The sequence below is a fragment of the Nitrincola salilacus genome (assembly GCF_046271865.1).
GTDB lineage: Bacteria > Pseudomonadota > Gammaproteobacteria > Pseudomonadales > Balneatricaceae > Nitrincola > Nitrincola salilacus.
In genome coordinates this window covers 4,417,765-4,433,594 of record NZ_CP176580.1, presented here as the reverse complement: position 1 = coordinate 4,433,594, position 15,830 = coordinate 4,417,765, and the positions used below count along the sequence as shown (strand labels likewise).

Genomic DNA, 15,830 nt, shown 5'->3' with positions numbered 1-15,830 from the left:
GTATTCATGAGTTCAATCTAGCGGCGTAACCAATTGCTAGGAGTGAACTCATGACACCATTAGAGTTAAAAGAACATCTTGGATCAGGCTTGCTATCCTTCCCTGTTACACCCTTCGACAGTGATGGAAAATTTAATCCGGAACCCTACGCCGAACACTTGTCATGGCTGAGTCAGTACGATGCCAAAGTCCTCTTTGCGGCTGGAGGTACTGGAGAATTCTTTTCACTTTCTCCTGAAGAAATTCCAGAGATAGTGTCTGTTGCAAAAGCGTCTGCTGGCGGATTACCGATTGTTTCTGGCTGTGGTTATGGTACCCGTTTGGCGGTTCAAATAGCTCAGGAAGCCGAGCAGGCAGGTGCGGATGGCATTCTTTTATTACCACACTATTTGATTGATGCTGGGCAAAATGGTCTTTATGCCCATATCAAAACAGTGTGTGATGCTGTTTCAATCGGAGTGATGGTTTACAACCGTGATAACTCTCAATTATTGCCGGAAACATTAGCTCGACTTGCTGATGAATGTCCGAACCTGGTGGGTTTTAAAGATGGTACAGGCAATATAGGTCTCGTTCGGAAGGTCACCGCAAAATTAGGCAACCGATTGACTTATCTCGGTGGTATGCCTACCGCTGAGCTGTTTGCAGAAGCCTATCTTGGTGCCGGATTTACTACTTACTCTTCGGCTGTGTTTAACTTTGTGCCGAAGCTGGCCTGTGATTTCTACCGTGAATTAAGGGCCGGTAACATTGAGTACACCACAAAAATTCTTAATAGCTTCTTTTATCCCTTTATGGAGATCAGGGATAAAGAAAAGGGATATGCCGTATCTGCAATTAAAGCAGGCGTAAGACTTCAAGGCTTTGCCGCTGGCTCCGTGCGCTCTCCTCTGACAGATCTCACAAGCGAAGAGGAGTCCATGTTACTGCAACTGATTGAGGCTCATCGCTAATGCGTATCGTTGATGTTCAAACTCATCTGCTGGACTATGCATTACCCACTCCGTTTGAGAGTGCCTCAATGCGCTTTGATCGAAGACAACATCTACTGGTAGAAGTTGTTTGCGATAATGGTCTGATAGGTTGGGGAGAGTGTCTTGGACCTGTATTAATGAATGCGGCGGTTGTTGAAGCCTACAAAACGCGAATAATCGGGAAAGACCCTCTCGAAACAGAGAAAATCTGGTTAGACCTCTACCATACTTATCGTGATCAAGGCCAGCGTGGCATCAGTATCACCGCGCTCTCCGGCATAGACATAGCATTGTGGGATATCAAAGGAAAGTTCTTTAAAAAACCTGTTTCTACCCTGCTGGGAGGACGTTTCCGTGAGTCCGTCAAGGCCTACGCCACTGGTTCATTCAAACTGCAAGGGGTTGATCGAATCAGCTCTGTCGTTCAGGAAACGCTTGGTTATAAAGCTGAAGGCTTTCATGCGATCAAGATGAAAATTGGTTTCAACAAGGAAGAGGATCTGGAATTGATTCGTCAGGTGCGTGAGGCTGTTGGTCCCGATATGAGACTGATGATCGACGCCAATCACGGCTATCAGGTGGATGAGGCTATAGCAGTAGGCATACAGGCTTCGCAATATGATATTGACTGGTTTGAAGAGCCCATCGTTCCAGAGTGGTTGGACGCCTACCGGGACGTTAAGAAAGGACAGCCGATCCCGGTAGCTGCGGGAGAAACCTGGCATTCTCGCTGGGGGATGCAGCAACCTATTCAACAGCGGCTCGTGAATATCATTCAGCCAGATGTCTGCGGAGTCGGTGGCTTTACCGAAATGAAACGGGTTGTTGATATGGCTCAACTGGTGGGAGTGCGTGTTGTTCCACACGTGTGGGGGACCGCCGTTCAGATCGCTGCCAGCCTCCAGGTAATGGCGAACTTACCTCCGGCACCAGTACGTATCGACCCGCTGGAACCAATCTTTGAATTTGATCGGACGCATAATCCGTTCAGGCAGGCTGTTGTTCATACACCGATAGAACACGTCAATGGCATACTGCAAATTCCCGATAAGCCAGGGTTGGGTATTGAGATTAATCGTGAGGCATTAGAAGAGTACCGGTTGAAGCCATGATCGAAAGAAAATTAACCGGGCAGCCATCTAAATTCCCAGCCATTCCAAAATTGACTGACTGTCAGAATCACATCTACGCGCCTGGCTTCCCTCGTGTGGAACCAGGGCCTGAAGTACCAGCAGGATGTCCAGGCTTGGATGAGTATCTGCACCTGAGCAAATGGCTTGGGATAGAGAGAACTGTGATAACGGTTGGTAATGCCCATCAGACGGATAATCGATGTTTAGTTGATATTCTTGGAAAGATCCCTCTCCCTGCAACAGGGGTTGCCGCATTCCAGCCTGACATCCTTCCAGTCGAGCTTAATTGGCTAAGAGAACGTGGCATTGTTGGAGCCCGGATCATGGATCTCCCCGGTGGGGCGGTACCTTTTACCGCATTGGCAGGGATTGATCGTCTCACCCGTGTCAGAGATATGATGATTGCCATACAGTTTGATGGCAACACACTGGCTGACAAGTTCGCACAGCTGATGAACGTGCGTTCACGATTCGTCATTGATCATCATGGCAAATTCTTTAAACCAGTTAGCCCGCACGGCCCCGAAGTCGACATGATTAAGAAGCTACTGGATAAGGGTAACTGCTGGTTTAAATTTGCGGGATGTTACGAGTCTTCGATTATGGGTGGTCCTCATTATGATGATGTCGCTGAAATTGCCCTGGTGATTTCTGAGTATGCGCCCGAGCGTATCGTCTGGGGCACTAATTGGCCACATAACTCGTGCACAACAACACAGACTTACCCTGATGACATGACTCTTCTTGATTTGGCATTAAGCTGGATTCCAGCGAAATATCATCAAAAAGTGTTGGCAGAAAATCCTGAGGAGTTATATGGATTTTTCAGGCATTAACAGATCACGGTATCCGGAAACGCAACAGTATTCAGGAGGTATTTTGTGAACATTACAGGCGAAATGATTATAGGCTTCCGCTCAGTCAGGGGCACTGAAAAAGGGATTCAAGCCGTTAACCCTGCGACTAACGAACTTTTAGCACCAGTATACTTGAGTAGTGGGAAAGATAACCTTGATGAAGCCTGTCGTTTGGCTGATGCAGCGTTTGATATATTCAGGGAAACATCACTTGAAGAGCGAGCTGCTTTCTTAGAAGAGATCGCAAACCAGATCATGGGCATAGGTGATGAGTTAATTCTTCGCGCCATGTCTGAAACGGGATTGCCTCGTTTGCGTCTGGAAGGCGAAAGGGGGCGGACAGTCAATCAACTAAAACTCTTTGCTGATGTTGTCCGTAGCGGTAATTGGTTAGATATCAGGATCGACCAGGCATTGCCAGACCGCCAGCCACTACCCCGATCAGATCTTCGCCAGCGACAAATCGCGTTAGGTCCGGTCGCCGTATTCGGCGCATCAAACTTTCCCCTGGCATTTTCAGTCGCTGGCGGGGATACCGCATCAGCCCTGGCGGCGGGCTGTCCGGTGATAGTTAAAGCCCATTCTGCTCACCCTGGAACGTCTGAATTGGTCGGTAGAGCCATTCAGACAGCCGTGAAATTAAAAGGCCTTCCGGAAGGCACCTTCTCGATGTTATTTGACTCAGGAACGTCAGTAGGTGCCGCTTTAGTTGCTCATCCTACCATTAAAGCCGTAGGTTTTACGGGCTCTCGTGCGGGCGGTACCGCATTGATGAAGATAGCATCTGAACGTGCCGAACCTATCCCGGTCTATGCAGAAATGTGCAGCATTAATCCCGTGTTTTTGATGCCGGCAGCTTTGCAAGCTCGAGGCGCGGAGATTGCCAAAGAATTTATCAGCTCTTTGTCGATGGGGGCAGGCCAGTTTTGTACCAACCCTGGTTTGGTGATTGCTGTTGATGGTGATGAGCTGGATGTTTTCATGGAACACGCATCAAATGAGCTGGTTAAGGTCGCAGCACACACTATGCTGACCCCTGGTATTTGTGCAGCGTATAGAAATGGCGTCGATCGCCTCAAACACCACCCCAAGGTGACGGCGGTAGGCGAAGGGCAAACAGGTACTGAATCCAATCAATGTCAGGCAGGGCTCTATGAAGCAAGCACCGAAGATTTCCTCAGTGATGCCTCCCTCTCTGAAGAGATTTTTGGTGCAAGTTCCCTGGTGGTTCGTTGCCGGGATATAAGTGATTTTAATCTCATCGCAGAGAGCCTGGAGGGGCAACTGACCGCGACTCTTCAATTAGATATGGAGGATTATGATTCGGCAAGATCATTACTTCCTGTTTTGGAACGTCGCGTTGGACGGATCTTGTGTAACGGATTCCCAACCGGTGTAGAGGTGTGTCATGCCATGGTTCATGGCGGGCCATTCCCCGCAACATCTGATCCCCGTATGACCTCGGTAGGTAGTGCTGCAATCAACCGATTTTTACGGCCTGTGTGTTACCAGGACTTTCCCGATGAGTTAATTCCGAATGCACTCAAAGATACGAACCCACTAAGGCTGTCCCGGCTTATCGACGGACGGCGGCAGATTTAAATCGGAATCCGTGACTTCGCAGAAATATCCTGTACAGACTAGTCATTGCCTGTGAAGTCACGGAAGCAGTAAAAAATACTTATAAGAAGAGTGGCGATGATTACGAATCTGAGTTTTCGTATCAAGCTTTTGATATTGTTGCTGTCGGTGATGACCGGCGTTGTTCTGCTCGCGGCAGTCGCCTTCAAGGGGCTGCAGACACAGTCTGCGGCGGGCCATCAACTGCAGCTGCTGTCTGCGATCAAATCCAATGTTGATACGCTGGCACTGTCGATGCTGGAGAGCTCGGAGCAGCTACGTTATGTCAGTGATGCCAGCTACCCGGCCTTTACCCGTCTGCTGACCGGTCACCGGCAGCAGTTCGTCGCACAGTTGCAGGTCGATATCCGGCGCCTGCCTGACCTTTCAGACCGCGTGATGCTGCAGGTCACCGAGGAGCTGCTGATGCGCTATTTCGACACGCTGGAGCAGGTGTCGGCGCAGCAGCAGGCAGCCGGTTTCGATATCCAGTCCGGGCAGCGCGGTGCAGTGCTACGGGCCGGGGATACGGTGATGGAGAAGATCTCCTTCCTGTCGATGGTGCAGAAGGCATTTCTCAGTGTCCGTGATGCCGAGCGCCAGTATCTGTTCGATGCCAGTGCCGAGCATGAGGCGCAGTTCGAGCAGCAGTACGAGGCGTTTCTGGAACCCTTCTCCGCGCTCGGCGGCCTGGAGGAGATGTTCGGAGAGCACACCGATGCCTATCGGGCGGAGGTGGAGCGCTTCACGCAGATAAGTGGCGAGCTGGAGATAAGACATGGTGAGTATCTGCAGGCGAAGCAGGCGTTCAGTCAGCAGCATGCGCAGATCTCCGAGCGGCTAACCGAAGCGGTGGCCAGGGCGCAGGAGGCGGCGCAGCGCAGCTCGGGTCAGGCCGGTGCCACGCTGCTGCTGGTCGCGCTGGTGGTCGCATTCGGCACGCTGTTGATGTTGCTGCTGATCGGGCGTAGCGTCAAGTCCACACTGGCGGCAACCATCCGGGATCTGGGACGGGTCAAGGAGGGGGATCTGACAGTACGGCTGGCGGTCAACAGCCAGCGTAATGATGAGTTTGATGCCCTGTGCCGGTCGGTGAATGAGATGTCGTCAGGGCTGGGGCTGGTGATCGGCGATGTGATCCGGATCGGCGCGGATGTTGATCGCCGGGTAGCAGATCTGAATGGTGAGCTGGACAACATCGCCGACAGCAACCGCTCATTGAGTCAGCAGACCAACTCGCTGGCCGCCTCCACCGAGGAGATCTCTGCAACCATTAGCGGTATCTCCGATACCACTGCCCAGTTGAGCGGACAGTCGCGCGAGACGCTGAACGCTTCCAGTTCCGGTGCCGATGTTCTGCTGCGCCTGCTGGACAACCTGACTGAATCCAACCGGATGGTGGATCAGACCGGTCAGCAGTTGAATGCACTCGGGCAGTTGTCGCAGGATATCGACAAGGTGATCGGCATGATCAATGATCTGGCCAATCAGACCAATCTGCTGGCGCTGAATGCTGCGATAGAGGCGGCGCGGGCCGGTGACGCGGGGCGCGGTTTCTCGGTGGTGGCCGATGAGGTGCGGTCGCTGGCCGAGAAAACGGTGGATGCCACCTCGCGCATCACCGAGATCGTCAGTGCGATTCAGCACTCTACCGGCAGCACCATCCAGTTGATGAACTCCTCGCAGGAGAAGCTGCAGGCCAGCGAGCAACTGGGCGGACAGGCGGAGCGGGCGATACGCGAGATCGAATCGCATGCCGAAACCAGCTTTGCCTCGGCGGCGCAGATGGCACACTCGGTGCTGGAGGTGGCAAAGACAGCACTGCATATGAGCCAGGAGATGGCCTTCATCGCCCAGCGCTTGCGCAGTGATACCGATTCGATCCAGACCATCGCCAGCAACACCCGCCAGATTCACGATATGTCAACCGATCTGAGCCGAAAGGCGTCGGGTTTTCGGGTAGCGTGATTCCCTTGCACAAGGGCGGAGTTATTTGGTCTCTGCCCTCAGGTTGCTTTTGAGCCGTTCGCGGTCAACTCCTGCTCCTCAATCATCCGATCAACAGATGACACATAGTACTCATCATCAAACGCGCCCTCGGGCTCTTTCAGCCAGATAAAGCAGATGATCCAACTGATCAGTGCTCCGCCGGCAATGATGTAGAAAAACTGTGAGGGAGTGACAAAGGTGAATATAGTCAGGTAGACCACCGCACCCACATTGCCATAGGCACCTGCCATGCCGGATATCTGACCGGTCAGGCGACGCTTGATGGATGGAATGATACCGAAAGTGGCGCCCTCTGCTCCCTGTACGAATACCGAGGTGAAGATGGTGATCGCAATCGCCACGATCAAGGGCCAGGATGAGTTCAGCATGCCCATCATCAGGAAGCCGACACAGATCCCGAACATGTAGCAGAGCATCACGAAGCGCCGGTTGCCCATGCGATCCGACACCATGCCGCCCATGGGGCGTGCGACGAGATTGACGAAGGCAAAGGAGGCGGCAATCAGTCCTGCCGCAGCGGCGTTCAGCCCCCAGGTCTCTTCGAAAAACATCGGCAGCATAGAGACCACCGCCAGTTCGGCACCGAAGTTGGCAAAATAGGTAGAGTTGAGTGCGGCAACACTGGTGAAGGGGTACTTGTCATCTTCGGGTACACCCTTTTTCAGGATCGGGATATTAACGCGCAGTATCTGTACGATCTGGTAGATAACTATGGCAACGATCACCAGATAGGCGATCAGGGCCCCAGTTGCAGATATGTATCCCATCATCTGAATGCGCCAGACCAGAATCGCCAACACACCCACCAGCGGTATAGTCCAGATGATCAGCTTGATCATATCGCCCCAGGTGCTGACTTCCAGCGCGGCGGCCTTGCGTGGTTTTCTGTGTGCTTTTTCATCCGGGCCATCAGAGATGGCGAACCAGTAGTAGATGCCATAAGCGGCCATGACCACGGCGCTCTGTGCAATCGCCCAGCGCCAGCCTTCGTCACCGCCGTACATGGTCAGTGCGATAGTCGGCAGTGACATGGCGGCGGCGGCCGAGCCGAAGTTACCCCAGCCGGCGTAGAAACCCTCGGCAAATCCGATATCCTTGGGTTTGAACCACAGGGCAGTCATATGGATACCCACCACGAAACTGGCCCCGATGGAGCTCAGCACCAGACGCGAGATCAGCAACTGCATCATGGTGTCACCGAAGGCAAATACCAGGGCGGGGATGGACATGGTGACCATCAGAATCGAGAAGACTCTGCGTGGGCCGAAGCGGTCCAGCGCCATCCCGACCAGTATCCTTGCCGGTATGGTCAGGGCAACGTTGCAGATGGCGAACAGGCGGATATCGTCGGGCGTCAGCCAGTCGACACTTCTGAGCATGCTGGATGCCAGAGGTGCCATGTTGAACCAGACATAAAAAGTGATAAAAAACGCAATCCAGGTCAGATGCAGCGCTCTGATCTCCGGATTGCGAAATTTGAAAACGGCGGAAACTTTCATGACGGCATATCCTTTAAGGGCTGGGCAGTATCAACAGTGGGCATTCAGCACGGCGTGCCAGAAATGAACTCACGCTGCCGAAGGTCATGTAATCCAGTTCATCCACGAAATAGCTCAGTGACTGGGCAATGAAGCCGCCGTCCGGCTGGTGGCTGTGTCGGGCAATGACCAGCAGATTGGGTACCCTTTTCTTTGTCGCCTTCAGAATCATCTTGCGCGGGTCACCCTCTCCCAGCATGATTTCGCAATCGAGCCCTTCATCCTGGACAAATTTCATACCCCCCTCTATCGCCTGTTTCAGTTCTCGGTACTCCTGCTGAAACAGCTCCTCATTGGCATCTGTTGAATCGAGTGGGTTTTCCGCCACACCGATCAATATGATCTGCGGTCGCATCGCGCCAAACAGCGTCAGCACTTGTGCCAGCGCTAGTTTGGCGTTGCGGGAACCGTCGTACGCAACCATAATTTTCATCATCAGTACTCCCGTGCGTGATCCGGCCAGCACTATCTGGCTGGCCGGGAATCGGGTTGATCAGGGGTTTTTCACATAGGCGTTCTTGCGCAGGTAGAACCACCAGTTCACCACCAGACAGAGCGCGTAAAACACGGCAAAGCCATACATCGCCATCTCGGGTGTGCCGGCTTGAATCTGCTCGCCCATCACGCGCGGAGCGATAAAGGCGCCATAGGCGGCAACGGCTGAGGTCCATCCCAGAACAGGTCCTTTCTGATGCATGTCGAAGATCACGCCGATGGTGCGGAAGGTGGAGCCGTTGCCGATGCCACTGGCCGCGAACAGCACAATGAACAGCAGCAGGAAGGCGGCAAAGTAGGCATTGGGATCAGTTGAGTTGTAGGCCAGCATCATCACATAACCGGTGGCGACGGATGCAAACACCATCACAACCGAGATAACCTGAGTCACAATGGAGCCGCCCACCTTATCGGAAATCCAGCCACCGAGTGGACGTATCAGGGCTCCGACAAAGGGGCCTATCCAGGCCCAGGTCAGCGCGCTGGGGCCGTCGGGGTTGCGAATACGGGTTACTGTGCCATCGGCAGCGATATCCATCATGTTACCGAAGATTACTGTGATCGACAGGGGCAGGGCCGCCGAGAAGCCGATGAATGAGCCGAATGTCAGGATGTACAGCACGGTCATGGACCAGGTGTGCTTGTTGTTGAAGATGGCAAACTGCTTCTGAATATTGGGTTTGATATCACCCGGTATCATGCGCAGCATCAGCAGGGTGATCACAATGGTCAGCGGCAGAGCGACCCACATATTGAGAATGCCGAGACCAACAGGGCTTGGCAGAAAGAGATACAGGCCGATGGCAGCCGCGATAAATCCGACCAGATAAAGGCCGATGATCTTACCGAAAGCTCCCAGTGTTGAACCTGGATCCGGTGTAATAGTGCGTAGGTTGTTCATGCCGAACCAGCCGGCAAAGGCCAGTGGAATCAGGAATACCAGCCAGATAAGCCCGGCATTCTGGATCCAGGTGGGGGTGCCGACTTCAATGCGACCGATCAGTGTGCCGCTGGCGCGCTGCAGTTCCAGTGGGTCACCGGCGATCACGCCGAATACACCGGCGGTCATCACCAACGGAATCAGGATCTGCATGGTGGTGACACCGAAGTTACCCAGCCCGGCATTCATGCCCAGGGCATAACCCTGCTGGCTTTTCGGGTAGAAGGTGCTGATGTTGCTCATCGAGCAGGCAAAGTTACCGCCGCCGATGCCGGACAACAACGCCATAAGCTGGAAGACCCACAGGGGAGTGGTGGGATCCATCAGTGCCAGACCGGTACCGGCGGCAGGGATCATCAGCAGCGCCGTGGTCAGGAAGATAGTATTACGCCCCCCGGCGATGCGGATCATGAAGGAGGCGGGTATCCGCAAGGTTGCCCCGGATAAGCCCGCAATCGCGGTCAGTGTGAACAACTGGGAGGCTTCGAAGGGGAAGCCCAGGTTGAGCATCTGGACCGTGATCATGCCCCACATCAACCAGATGGCAAAACCCATCAGAAGACTCGGGATGGAGATCCACAGGTTGCGATTGGCTATCCGCCTATCGCTTTGCTCCCAGGATGCCTGATTTTCGACATCCCATTGATAGATGTCTTGATTGCTATTGGCCATAAGTTGTTTCCTGTTTTCCGTTCACTAAAGGAGTAAAAAACAACGCGGAATAACGGCTGAAAAAGCCCGTTAATGCTTTTACTGGCTTTAACCATACGCCGGGAAACAGGGAACAAAAACAGCCTGAAAATGCCCAGAAAAGGGCTTATATCACTTTGGTGATACTCATAATTAATTTTTCAGGATTATGTTTTATATGGGTTTTTTATGCGCGAACCTCTCTTTTTGTGAAGAGAGGTTGCAGGGAAGGGTTTTTGTGGGTACTTATTATTAACCGGACATTACGAGCGTGTAATGCCCTCCTGAACGGCCCAGACAGCCACCTCGACACGTGAACGCAAATGCAGCTTTTTCAGCAGATTTTTGACATGCACCTTGACCGTGCCTTCGGTCACATCCAGGCGTCGGGCAATCATCTTGTTGGACAGGCCTTCTGCGATCAGGCGCAGTATCTGCATCTCGCGCGCCGTCAGGCTGGAGATATCCGGTCCGGCCGGTCGGCTGCGCTGGTTGCGCAGGGCTTCGGCCAGCAGAGCAGTCAGGCGTTCGCTCACCACCATGCGTCCGTGCGCTGCCTGGCGCAGTTGCACGACCAGATCCTCCGGCTCCATATCCTTCAATAGATAGCCATCGGCACCAGATTTCAGGGCTGCCACCACATCCTCCTCGTGATCCGACACGGTGAAGATCACGATACGTGACATCACCCCTTCTGCACGCAGCTGCTTGAGGGTTTCGATACCGTTGACCTCTGGCATGTTCAGATCGAGCAGGATCAGATCCGGATCCAGCTCCAGTGCTTTTCTGACGCCATCGCGGGCGTTGCTGGCTTCACCGATGACCACCATGTCATCCTCCAGCTCCAGCAGTTGTGTGATGCCGCGCCTCAGCAGGGGATGATCATCGATCAACATCAGTGTAGCGGGTGAGTCTGTGTGGTCTTCCTGAACGGTCATGGGGCTATTCCTCAGGTGATATCGGTTGCACGGCTGCTGAAAAAGGGTTTGATTCGACTCGGGCCACTGGCCGGGCTGAAGGTGAGGTGTACTTCAACCCCGCCTTCAGGATGGTTGGCAATGCTCAGGTTTCCACCGAGTGTCATGGAGCGATCACGCATGATGATCAGGCCATAATGCTCATCCGGAATCTTACCATCGGTCAGCCCGATGCCGTTATCGCGAACGGACAGGTGCATGCAGGCTTCCTTGAAAAAGATACTGACCTCAATGTGACTGGCCTGCGCATGTTTTTGCGCATTGGACAGTGCCTCGCGAGCCACCTGCAGGACATGCACCTCCTCATTCGGGTTGAGGATGTTGGGCGGCAGATCGTAGTGCAGATCGACCGGGAAACCCAGCCGTTCGGAAAACTCCGCCACCGTCTGCTTGAAGGCTTCGTGCAGCCCAGGCTTGTCGAGCTGCAGGCGGAAGGTGGTCAACAGCTCTCGTAACTGCCGATAGGCACTGTTCAACCCGGTGCGCATCTCTCCGACCACCGTTGTCTGGCGCTCGGTCGTGCTCTCTTTCTGCTGCAGTTTCTGCAGTCGACTGACCTGAATCTTCAGATAGGACAGCGATTGCGCAAGTGAGTCATGCAGCTCACGTGCAATCACGGTGCGCTCCTCCAGCAGTGACAGTTGCTGCTGTTCAGACATCTTGTTGTGCAGATAGATGGCGGTACCGAGCTGATCAGCCAGTGTCTCCAGCAATCGCAGGGCCCGTTCACTCAGGACCCGACCCTTGGGATAGCTGATCTCAAGCGTGCCCAGTTCCTTGTTGCCTGCGGTGACTGGCAGAACCAGTTGATCCAGTGCTGCTGCCTTTGGCGCTTCATCACTGGCGCTATCATCAGCCAGACAGGCATTACATGAGTAGTCCTTGCAGTAAGCGGGTCGTGTTATCACCTGAGTACTCATCACCGGTAGCGAATGCTGCACTTCGGACACGTTCAGATAGAGGTTGGTAGGGCCTATCTCCAGCAGCTTTTCCAGCTCTTTCAATACGGGGATGGCACCACGGCAGAGATCACCACCATTGTCATACAGGCTGTGGTTGGCATCGTGCAACAGTTGCAGGGCGCGATGGCTGCGCTCAAGCTCCAGTGTTTTCTTCTTCACCCGGCCCTCAAGATTGGCATAGCTGGCAGACAACTGGGCGGCCATATCATCGAAGGTATGGCCCAGTGCACTCAGTTCATCTTCACCATGCAGCTCGGAACGGATATTGAAGTTGTGATTACCGGCTTCATTGACCAGCAGCATCAGCCGCTTCAGCGGCTTGACGATCTTCTTGCGGATATCATCAACCGAGATCAGGATCATCGCGATGGCAAATGCCAGACAGGTGAACTGGATAAACAGCAGTAACCGAATCTTGGTCTCGGTATTGTGCTCCAGCAGGGAGACCATCTGGTCTATCTCCTGAAACATCGCCTCAAGGTCCTGTTCGTACTCCATGAACTGAGCCGTGGAAAGCTGCTCCAACCCGCTCAGCCGGGGTAACAGCTGTTCATGCCAGATAGACCGGATCTGCAAATATTGAGTATTCAGGCGCTGATCGGTGGCCTTGGGGATTGCGTTGGTCAGATCGTCCAGTTCCAGTCTTTCGCTGAAACCATCCAGCGTTCGCTGCAGTTGTTCGGACATCAGCGCTCTTTCCGGCTGCTCATTAAACGACAGTTCATGCAGCGTATTGATGATGCGATAAGTCTGCATCCTCAGTGAGCCGGCAATATTCAGCGCCGCCGCATCGCCTCGCGTTCGATCTGCCACGATAAAAGAGGCCAGAATACTGATCAGCGCCATCAGATACACCGTCAGCATATAGGCGGAAATTCTGGCGACTATGGAGTGTTTGATCGCTTGCATGGGCTCTCGATGCTTGGTTCGGGAAAGCGGCAGTCATTAACACCTGATTAAGTGTAGTCGCTGCTTAGAGTAGAGAAACCATTCTATTGGAAGTGGTATGCATAACCAATGAATTGGACTACCTCTTAAGAGGTAGTTTGGAGCTATTGGGAGGTAGGGGGTTAGAGTGAGTTTGGGGTCAGAGTAAAAATTCGGTGTATTTGCCGATGATAATCGCACCCTGAAAGGTGCAATTGATTTAAACTAGGCTATTTTCCTAATGGTCACTTCCAACATGGCTGCAATACTGAGTTGGTAATCCAGTGCAGGCCACTCAATACCGGTTGCATCGCAAATAAATACATAGTCCCGTAGCGCCTTGACAGGAGACTGCTCTAGTTCAGGGTACCAAGACATCGGGGTTGAAATGCGCCGACCATCCACAAGATCAACATGCAAAAAATGATCATCAAAATGCACCTGTTTACCGGCCAAACCATTCATGCCATGCCTCCAAAAATTCTTTTTCATGCTCTCTTATGACTTCAAGACAGCTCTTAAGTTCTTGTTGTTTCAGTGAAGAATAGACCACAGATAAGTTGACTAGCTCTATCTTTGCCCATCCATTGCCTTTAATAACATGCACATGGGCAGGAGGATGTTCATTCGCATAGAAAAAGATCTTAAATCCATTTTTATTCAGCAGAGTTGGCATCGTGTCCTTACTCCCAACCGTTACAGCATCAATATATACCCAAACACCTCTACCTGACCAGCTCAACCGGCAGTGAGTTTGTGGGGTTGAGTTTTTGGGGGCAGAGAGAGTTTTTGGGGTCAGAGGATTATTCAGAGTACGGCCACGTCCATCAGCGTCGTTTCCGGCGTCGGATCGATGAGGATGTCCAGGTCGCTGCCTCCGGTGCAGCCATTACTTACATAACCCCGCTTCGGCCAACCGCCGCACCAAGGCGCGACGTTTGCTGTGTGGGGTGAGAAATTGCTGCAAATCCCGCTCAAATGCGGCGTGACTGGAGGTGAGGGCGTAGCCATCGGCCAGCTCGCCAATGATTGTCCTGGCCTGATCGTAGCCTGAAGCCCCGCCACGTCTTGCGTGTGCATCTGCGGCTTCCCAGTGAGTCCTGGCTTCTGCCATGATTTGCCGCAAATGGGCTTCACGTAGCCGTTGTTGCTCGGCCGCCCGCTCTTTGGCTGCCTGGGCTTCGCGCTCCTGCCGCTGTACGGCGGCGGCTTCGGCCAGTACGTACAACTCAGCCACGGTGCGCCTGGGTGCGTTGGACGGTAGTGTGGGACGCTGTGTATGCAGCCAGGCGTTATAATGTGAATGAACCCACCTTTCGGCCTCCCGCCCTTTTCCCGTGGCTATCTGCTTGAACACAGCTTTCATGTCTGCATCAGAGCAGGTCTCCAGCCAGGCATTAACATGGCGATGTTCGTTGGCACCTGCGGACGAAACATCGGCGCTGCCGATAGCCGCAGCAGCCAAGAGGTCGGGATTAATTTCCAGAAACTCCATCAATGCTTGCTGTGCGGGAGACAGGTCCGCCAGACCGGGAGGGACCTCTGGCTCCAGTACGGTATCGTCCTCCTCGACGGCGCCAGCCAACCAGCCCAGATAGAGCGGCCGCAAGTCACCGCGCAACAGCTCTTCCCGCAGAGGGACGAGACGGATCATCCAGCCGCTGCCGTCGTCTATGGCGAAGCGGGTATCGTCCAGGCTTTCATTCAGGTGCCAGTTGAAAATCCAATGTGTCTGGCTCTCGTCGATACTCAAGGTGCAAGCGGACTCATACGGCTCGAGCTCGGCTTTGCGAAATGTTGTTAGGGGTATCCGCAGTGCCAGCTGGCAACTGCACCAGTTGGCGGAATAGACAAAAGCATCAAAATAGCGCCGCATCCAGTCACTGGGGTTGGCCTTGAGATTACCCCATTGATAGTGGTTGACGAAGCTCGCGGGTGTAATCATGGCACGGGTGGAGACCGCACGCAGATGTGCCATTTCAGCCTGGCTGAGCGATCGATCAATGGCCGCAAATTCGTAGTATTGATACTCACTCATATGGGATCCCCCTCCCCCCAAAAAAGGAGGATGTTCGGTAGTTATAAGGCAAAGCGAATATATGCATGGAACAGGGAAGCCACTCTATTCGAGGTGGTAAACGTAATCAACGAAATGACCTGCCTCTTAAAAGGTGGTTTGTAACGATAGGGAAGTCGCTGGCTGAGTGGTCGATCCATGGCTTTCAGGATATGCCCGATGTCGTCCAGGACGCGTAGCGCTTTGGTTATGCCGAAACGGCTTCAGCCAACACCACATAGAGTATCGAGTTACACAGAAAATCCGTAGTGAGTGCCGTCAGGGAGTTCCACATCGAGGCGTAGCTTACCACCAGAGGCTTCAACGTAGCGCTTAAGGGATGACAGCCTTAGATCTCGACCAGGCTTCTCCATATCGGAAACTGTCGGCTGTTTGACGCCGAGAGCGGCTGCAATATCCCCTTGAGTCAGGTTCATACGCTCACGAAGCTCTGCCAGGTGGATGTTCAGCAACATTTCAGTGGCCGCTTTCTGTGCTTTTGTAACAACCTCAGGCTTTTCTGCTGCCAGTATTTGGTCAAGAGTTCTTGCCATAACGTTATGACTTCTCCTTACTTAATATAGATGCAATGCTATATAGATTCAAACCTATAATCAAGGAAGTCGGTCATCTGGATTATCCGGTTGCCAA

General features: G+C 53.2%; 14 protein-coding genes. 5 read left to right on the top strand and 9 right to left on the bottom strand.

All coding sequences use genetic code 11. The features are described from left to right. Window positions 1-50 precede the first annotated feature (50 nt). From kdgD to ACK3CJ_RS20370, 5 genes are all read left to right on the top strand, one after another. Entirely contained in the window at window positions 51-953 is a 903-nt protein-coding gene (gene kdgD, locus ACK3CJ_RS20390; RefSeq protein WP_409524030.1) for a 5-dehydro-4-deoxyglucarate dehydratase, read from the top strand. Continuing rightward, window positions 953-2,086, top strand: coding sequence for a mandelate racemase/muconate lactonizing enzyme family protein (locus ACK3CJ_RS20385; RefSeq protein WP_409524029.1), 1,134 nt, complete (start codon window positions 953-955; stop codon window positions 2,084-2,086). The genes kdgD and ACK3CJ_RS20385 overlap by 1 nt, the downstream gene beginning before the upstream one ends. Further along, entirely contained in the window at window positions 2,083-2,943 is an 861-nt protein-coding gene (locus tag ACK3CJ_RS20380; protein ID WP_409524028.1) for an amidohydrolase family protein, read from the top strand. Before ACK3CJ_RS20385 ends, ACK3CJ_RS20380 begins: the two co-directional genes overlap by 4 nt. A 45-nt stretch (window positions 2,944-2,988) precedes the next feature. After that, window positions 2,989-4,566 (top strand): aldehyde dehydrogenase (NADP(+)), encoded by a 1,578-nt coding sequence (locus ACK3CJ_RS20375; protein WP_409524027.1) that lies wholly within the window; start codon window positions 2,989-2,991, stop codon window positions 4,564-4,566. Between the two features lie 96 nt (window positions 4,567-4,662). Further along, window positions 4,663-6,552 carry a methyl-accepting chemotaxis protein gene (locus ACK3CJ_RS20370; protein ID WP_409524026.1) on the top strand — a complete coding sequence of 630 codons (1,890 nt, stop codon included), beginning with the start codon at window positions 4,663-4,665 and terminating at the stop codon, window positions 6,550-6,552. 38 nt (window positions 6,553-6,590) lie between these two features. On the opposite strand, the gene ACK3CJ_RS20365 is transcribed toward ACK3CJ_RS20370, so the two are convergent. From ACK3CJ_RS20365 to ACK3CJ_RS20325, 9 genes are all read right to left on the bottom strand, one after another. Next, window positions 6,591-8,093 carry an MFS transporter gene (locus tag ACK3CJ_RS20365; protein WP_409524025.1) on the bottom strand — a complete coding sequence of 501 codons (1,503 nt, stop codon included), beginning with the start codon at window positions 8,091-8,093 and terminating at the stop codon, window positions 6,591-6,593. A gap of 13 nt (window positions 8,094-8,106) precedes the next feature. Beyond that, entirely contained in the window at window positions 8,107-8,568 is a 462-nt protein-coding gene (locus ACK3CJ_RS20360) for a universal stress protein (RefSeq protein ID WP_409524024.1), read from the bottom strand. A gap of 57 nt (window positions 8,569-8,625) precedes the next feature. Then, window positions 8,626-10,239, bottom strand: a complete 1,614-nt coding sequence (locus ACK3CJ_RS20355) for an antiporter (RefSeq protein ID WP_409524023.1) — start codon at window positions 10,237-10,239, stop codon at window positions 8,626-8,628. Window positions 10,240-10,520: 281 nt separating this feature from the next. Beyond that, window positions 10,521-11,195: a two-component system response regulator NarL gene (gene narL / locus ACK3CJ_RS20350; RefSeq protein ID WP_151702359.1), complete on the bottom strand. Its 675-nt coding sequence runs from the start codon at window positions 11,193-11,195 to the stop codon at window positions 10,521-10,523. 11 nt (window positions 11,196-11,206) lie between these two features. After that, on the bottom strand, window positions 11,207-13,105 hold the full coding sequence (locus ACK3CJ_RS20345) for a histidine kinase (protein WP_409524022.1): 1,899 nt from the start codon (window positions 13,103-13,105) through the stop codon (window positions 11,207-11,209). 243 nt (window positions 13,106-13,348) lie between these two features. After that, entirely contained in the window at window positions 13,349-13,588 is a 240-nt protein-coding gene (locus tag ACK3CJ_RS20340) for a DUF2442 domain-containing protein (RefSeq protein WP_409524021.1), read from the bottom strand. Next, window positions 13,569-13,799, bottom strand: a complete 231-nt coding sequence (locus tag ACK3CJ_RS20335) for a DUF4160 domain-containing protein (protein ID WP_409524020.1) — start codon at window positions 13,797-13,799, stop codon at window positions 13,569-13,571. Before ACK3CJ_RS20335 ends, ACK3CJ_RS20340 begins: the two co-directional genes overlap by 20 nt. Window positions 13,800-14,012: 213 nt before the next feature. Continuing rightward, on the bottom strand, window positions 14,013-15,182 hold the full coding sequence (locus tag ACK3CJ_RS20330) for a hypothetical protein (protein ID WP_409524019.1): 1,170 nt from the start codon (window positions 15,180-15,182) through the stop codon (window positions 14,013-14,015). 248 nt (window positions 15,183-15,430) lie between these two features. Further along, window positions 15,431-15,733 (bottom strand): helix-turn-helix domain-containing protein, encoded by a 303-nt coding sequence (locus tag ACK3CJ_RS20325; protein WP_409524018.1) that lies wholly within the window; start codon window positions 15,731-15,733, stop codon window positions 15,431-15,433. Between the last annotated feature and the right edge of the window lie 97 nt (window positions 15,734-15,830).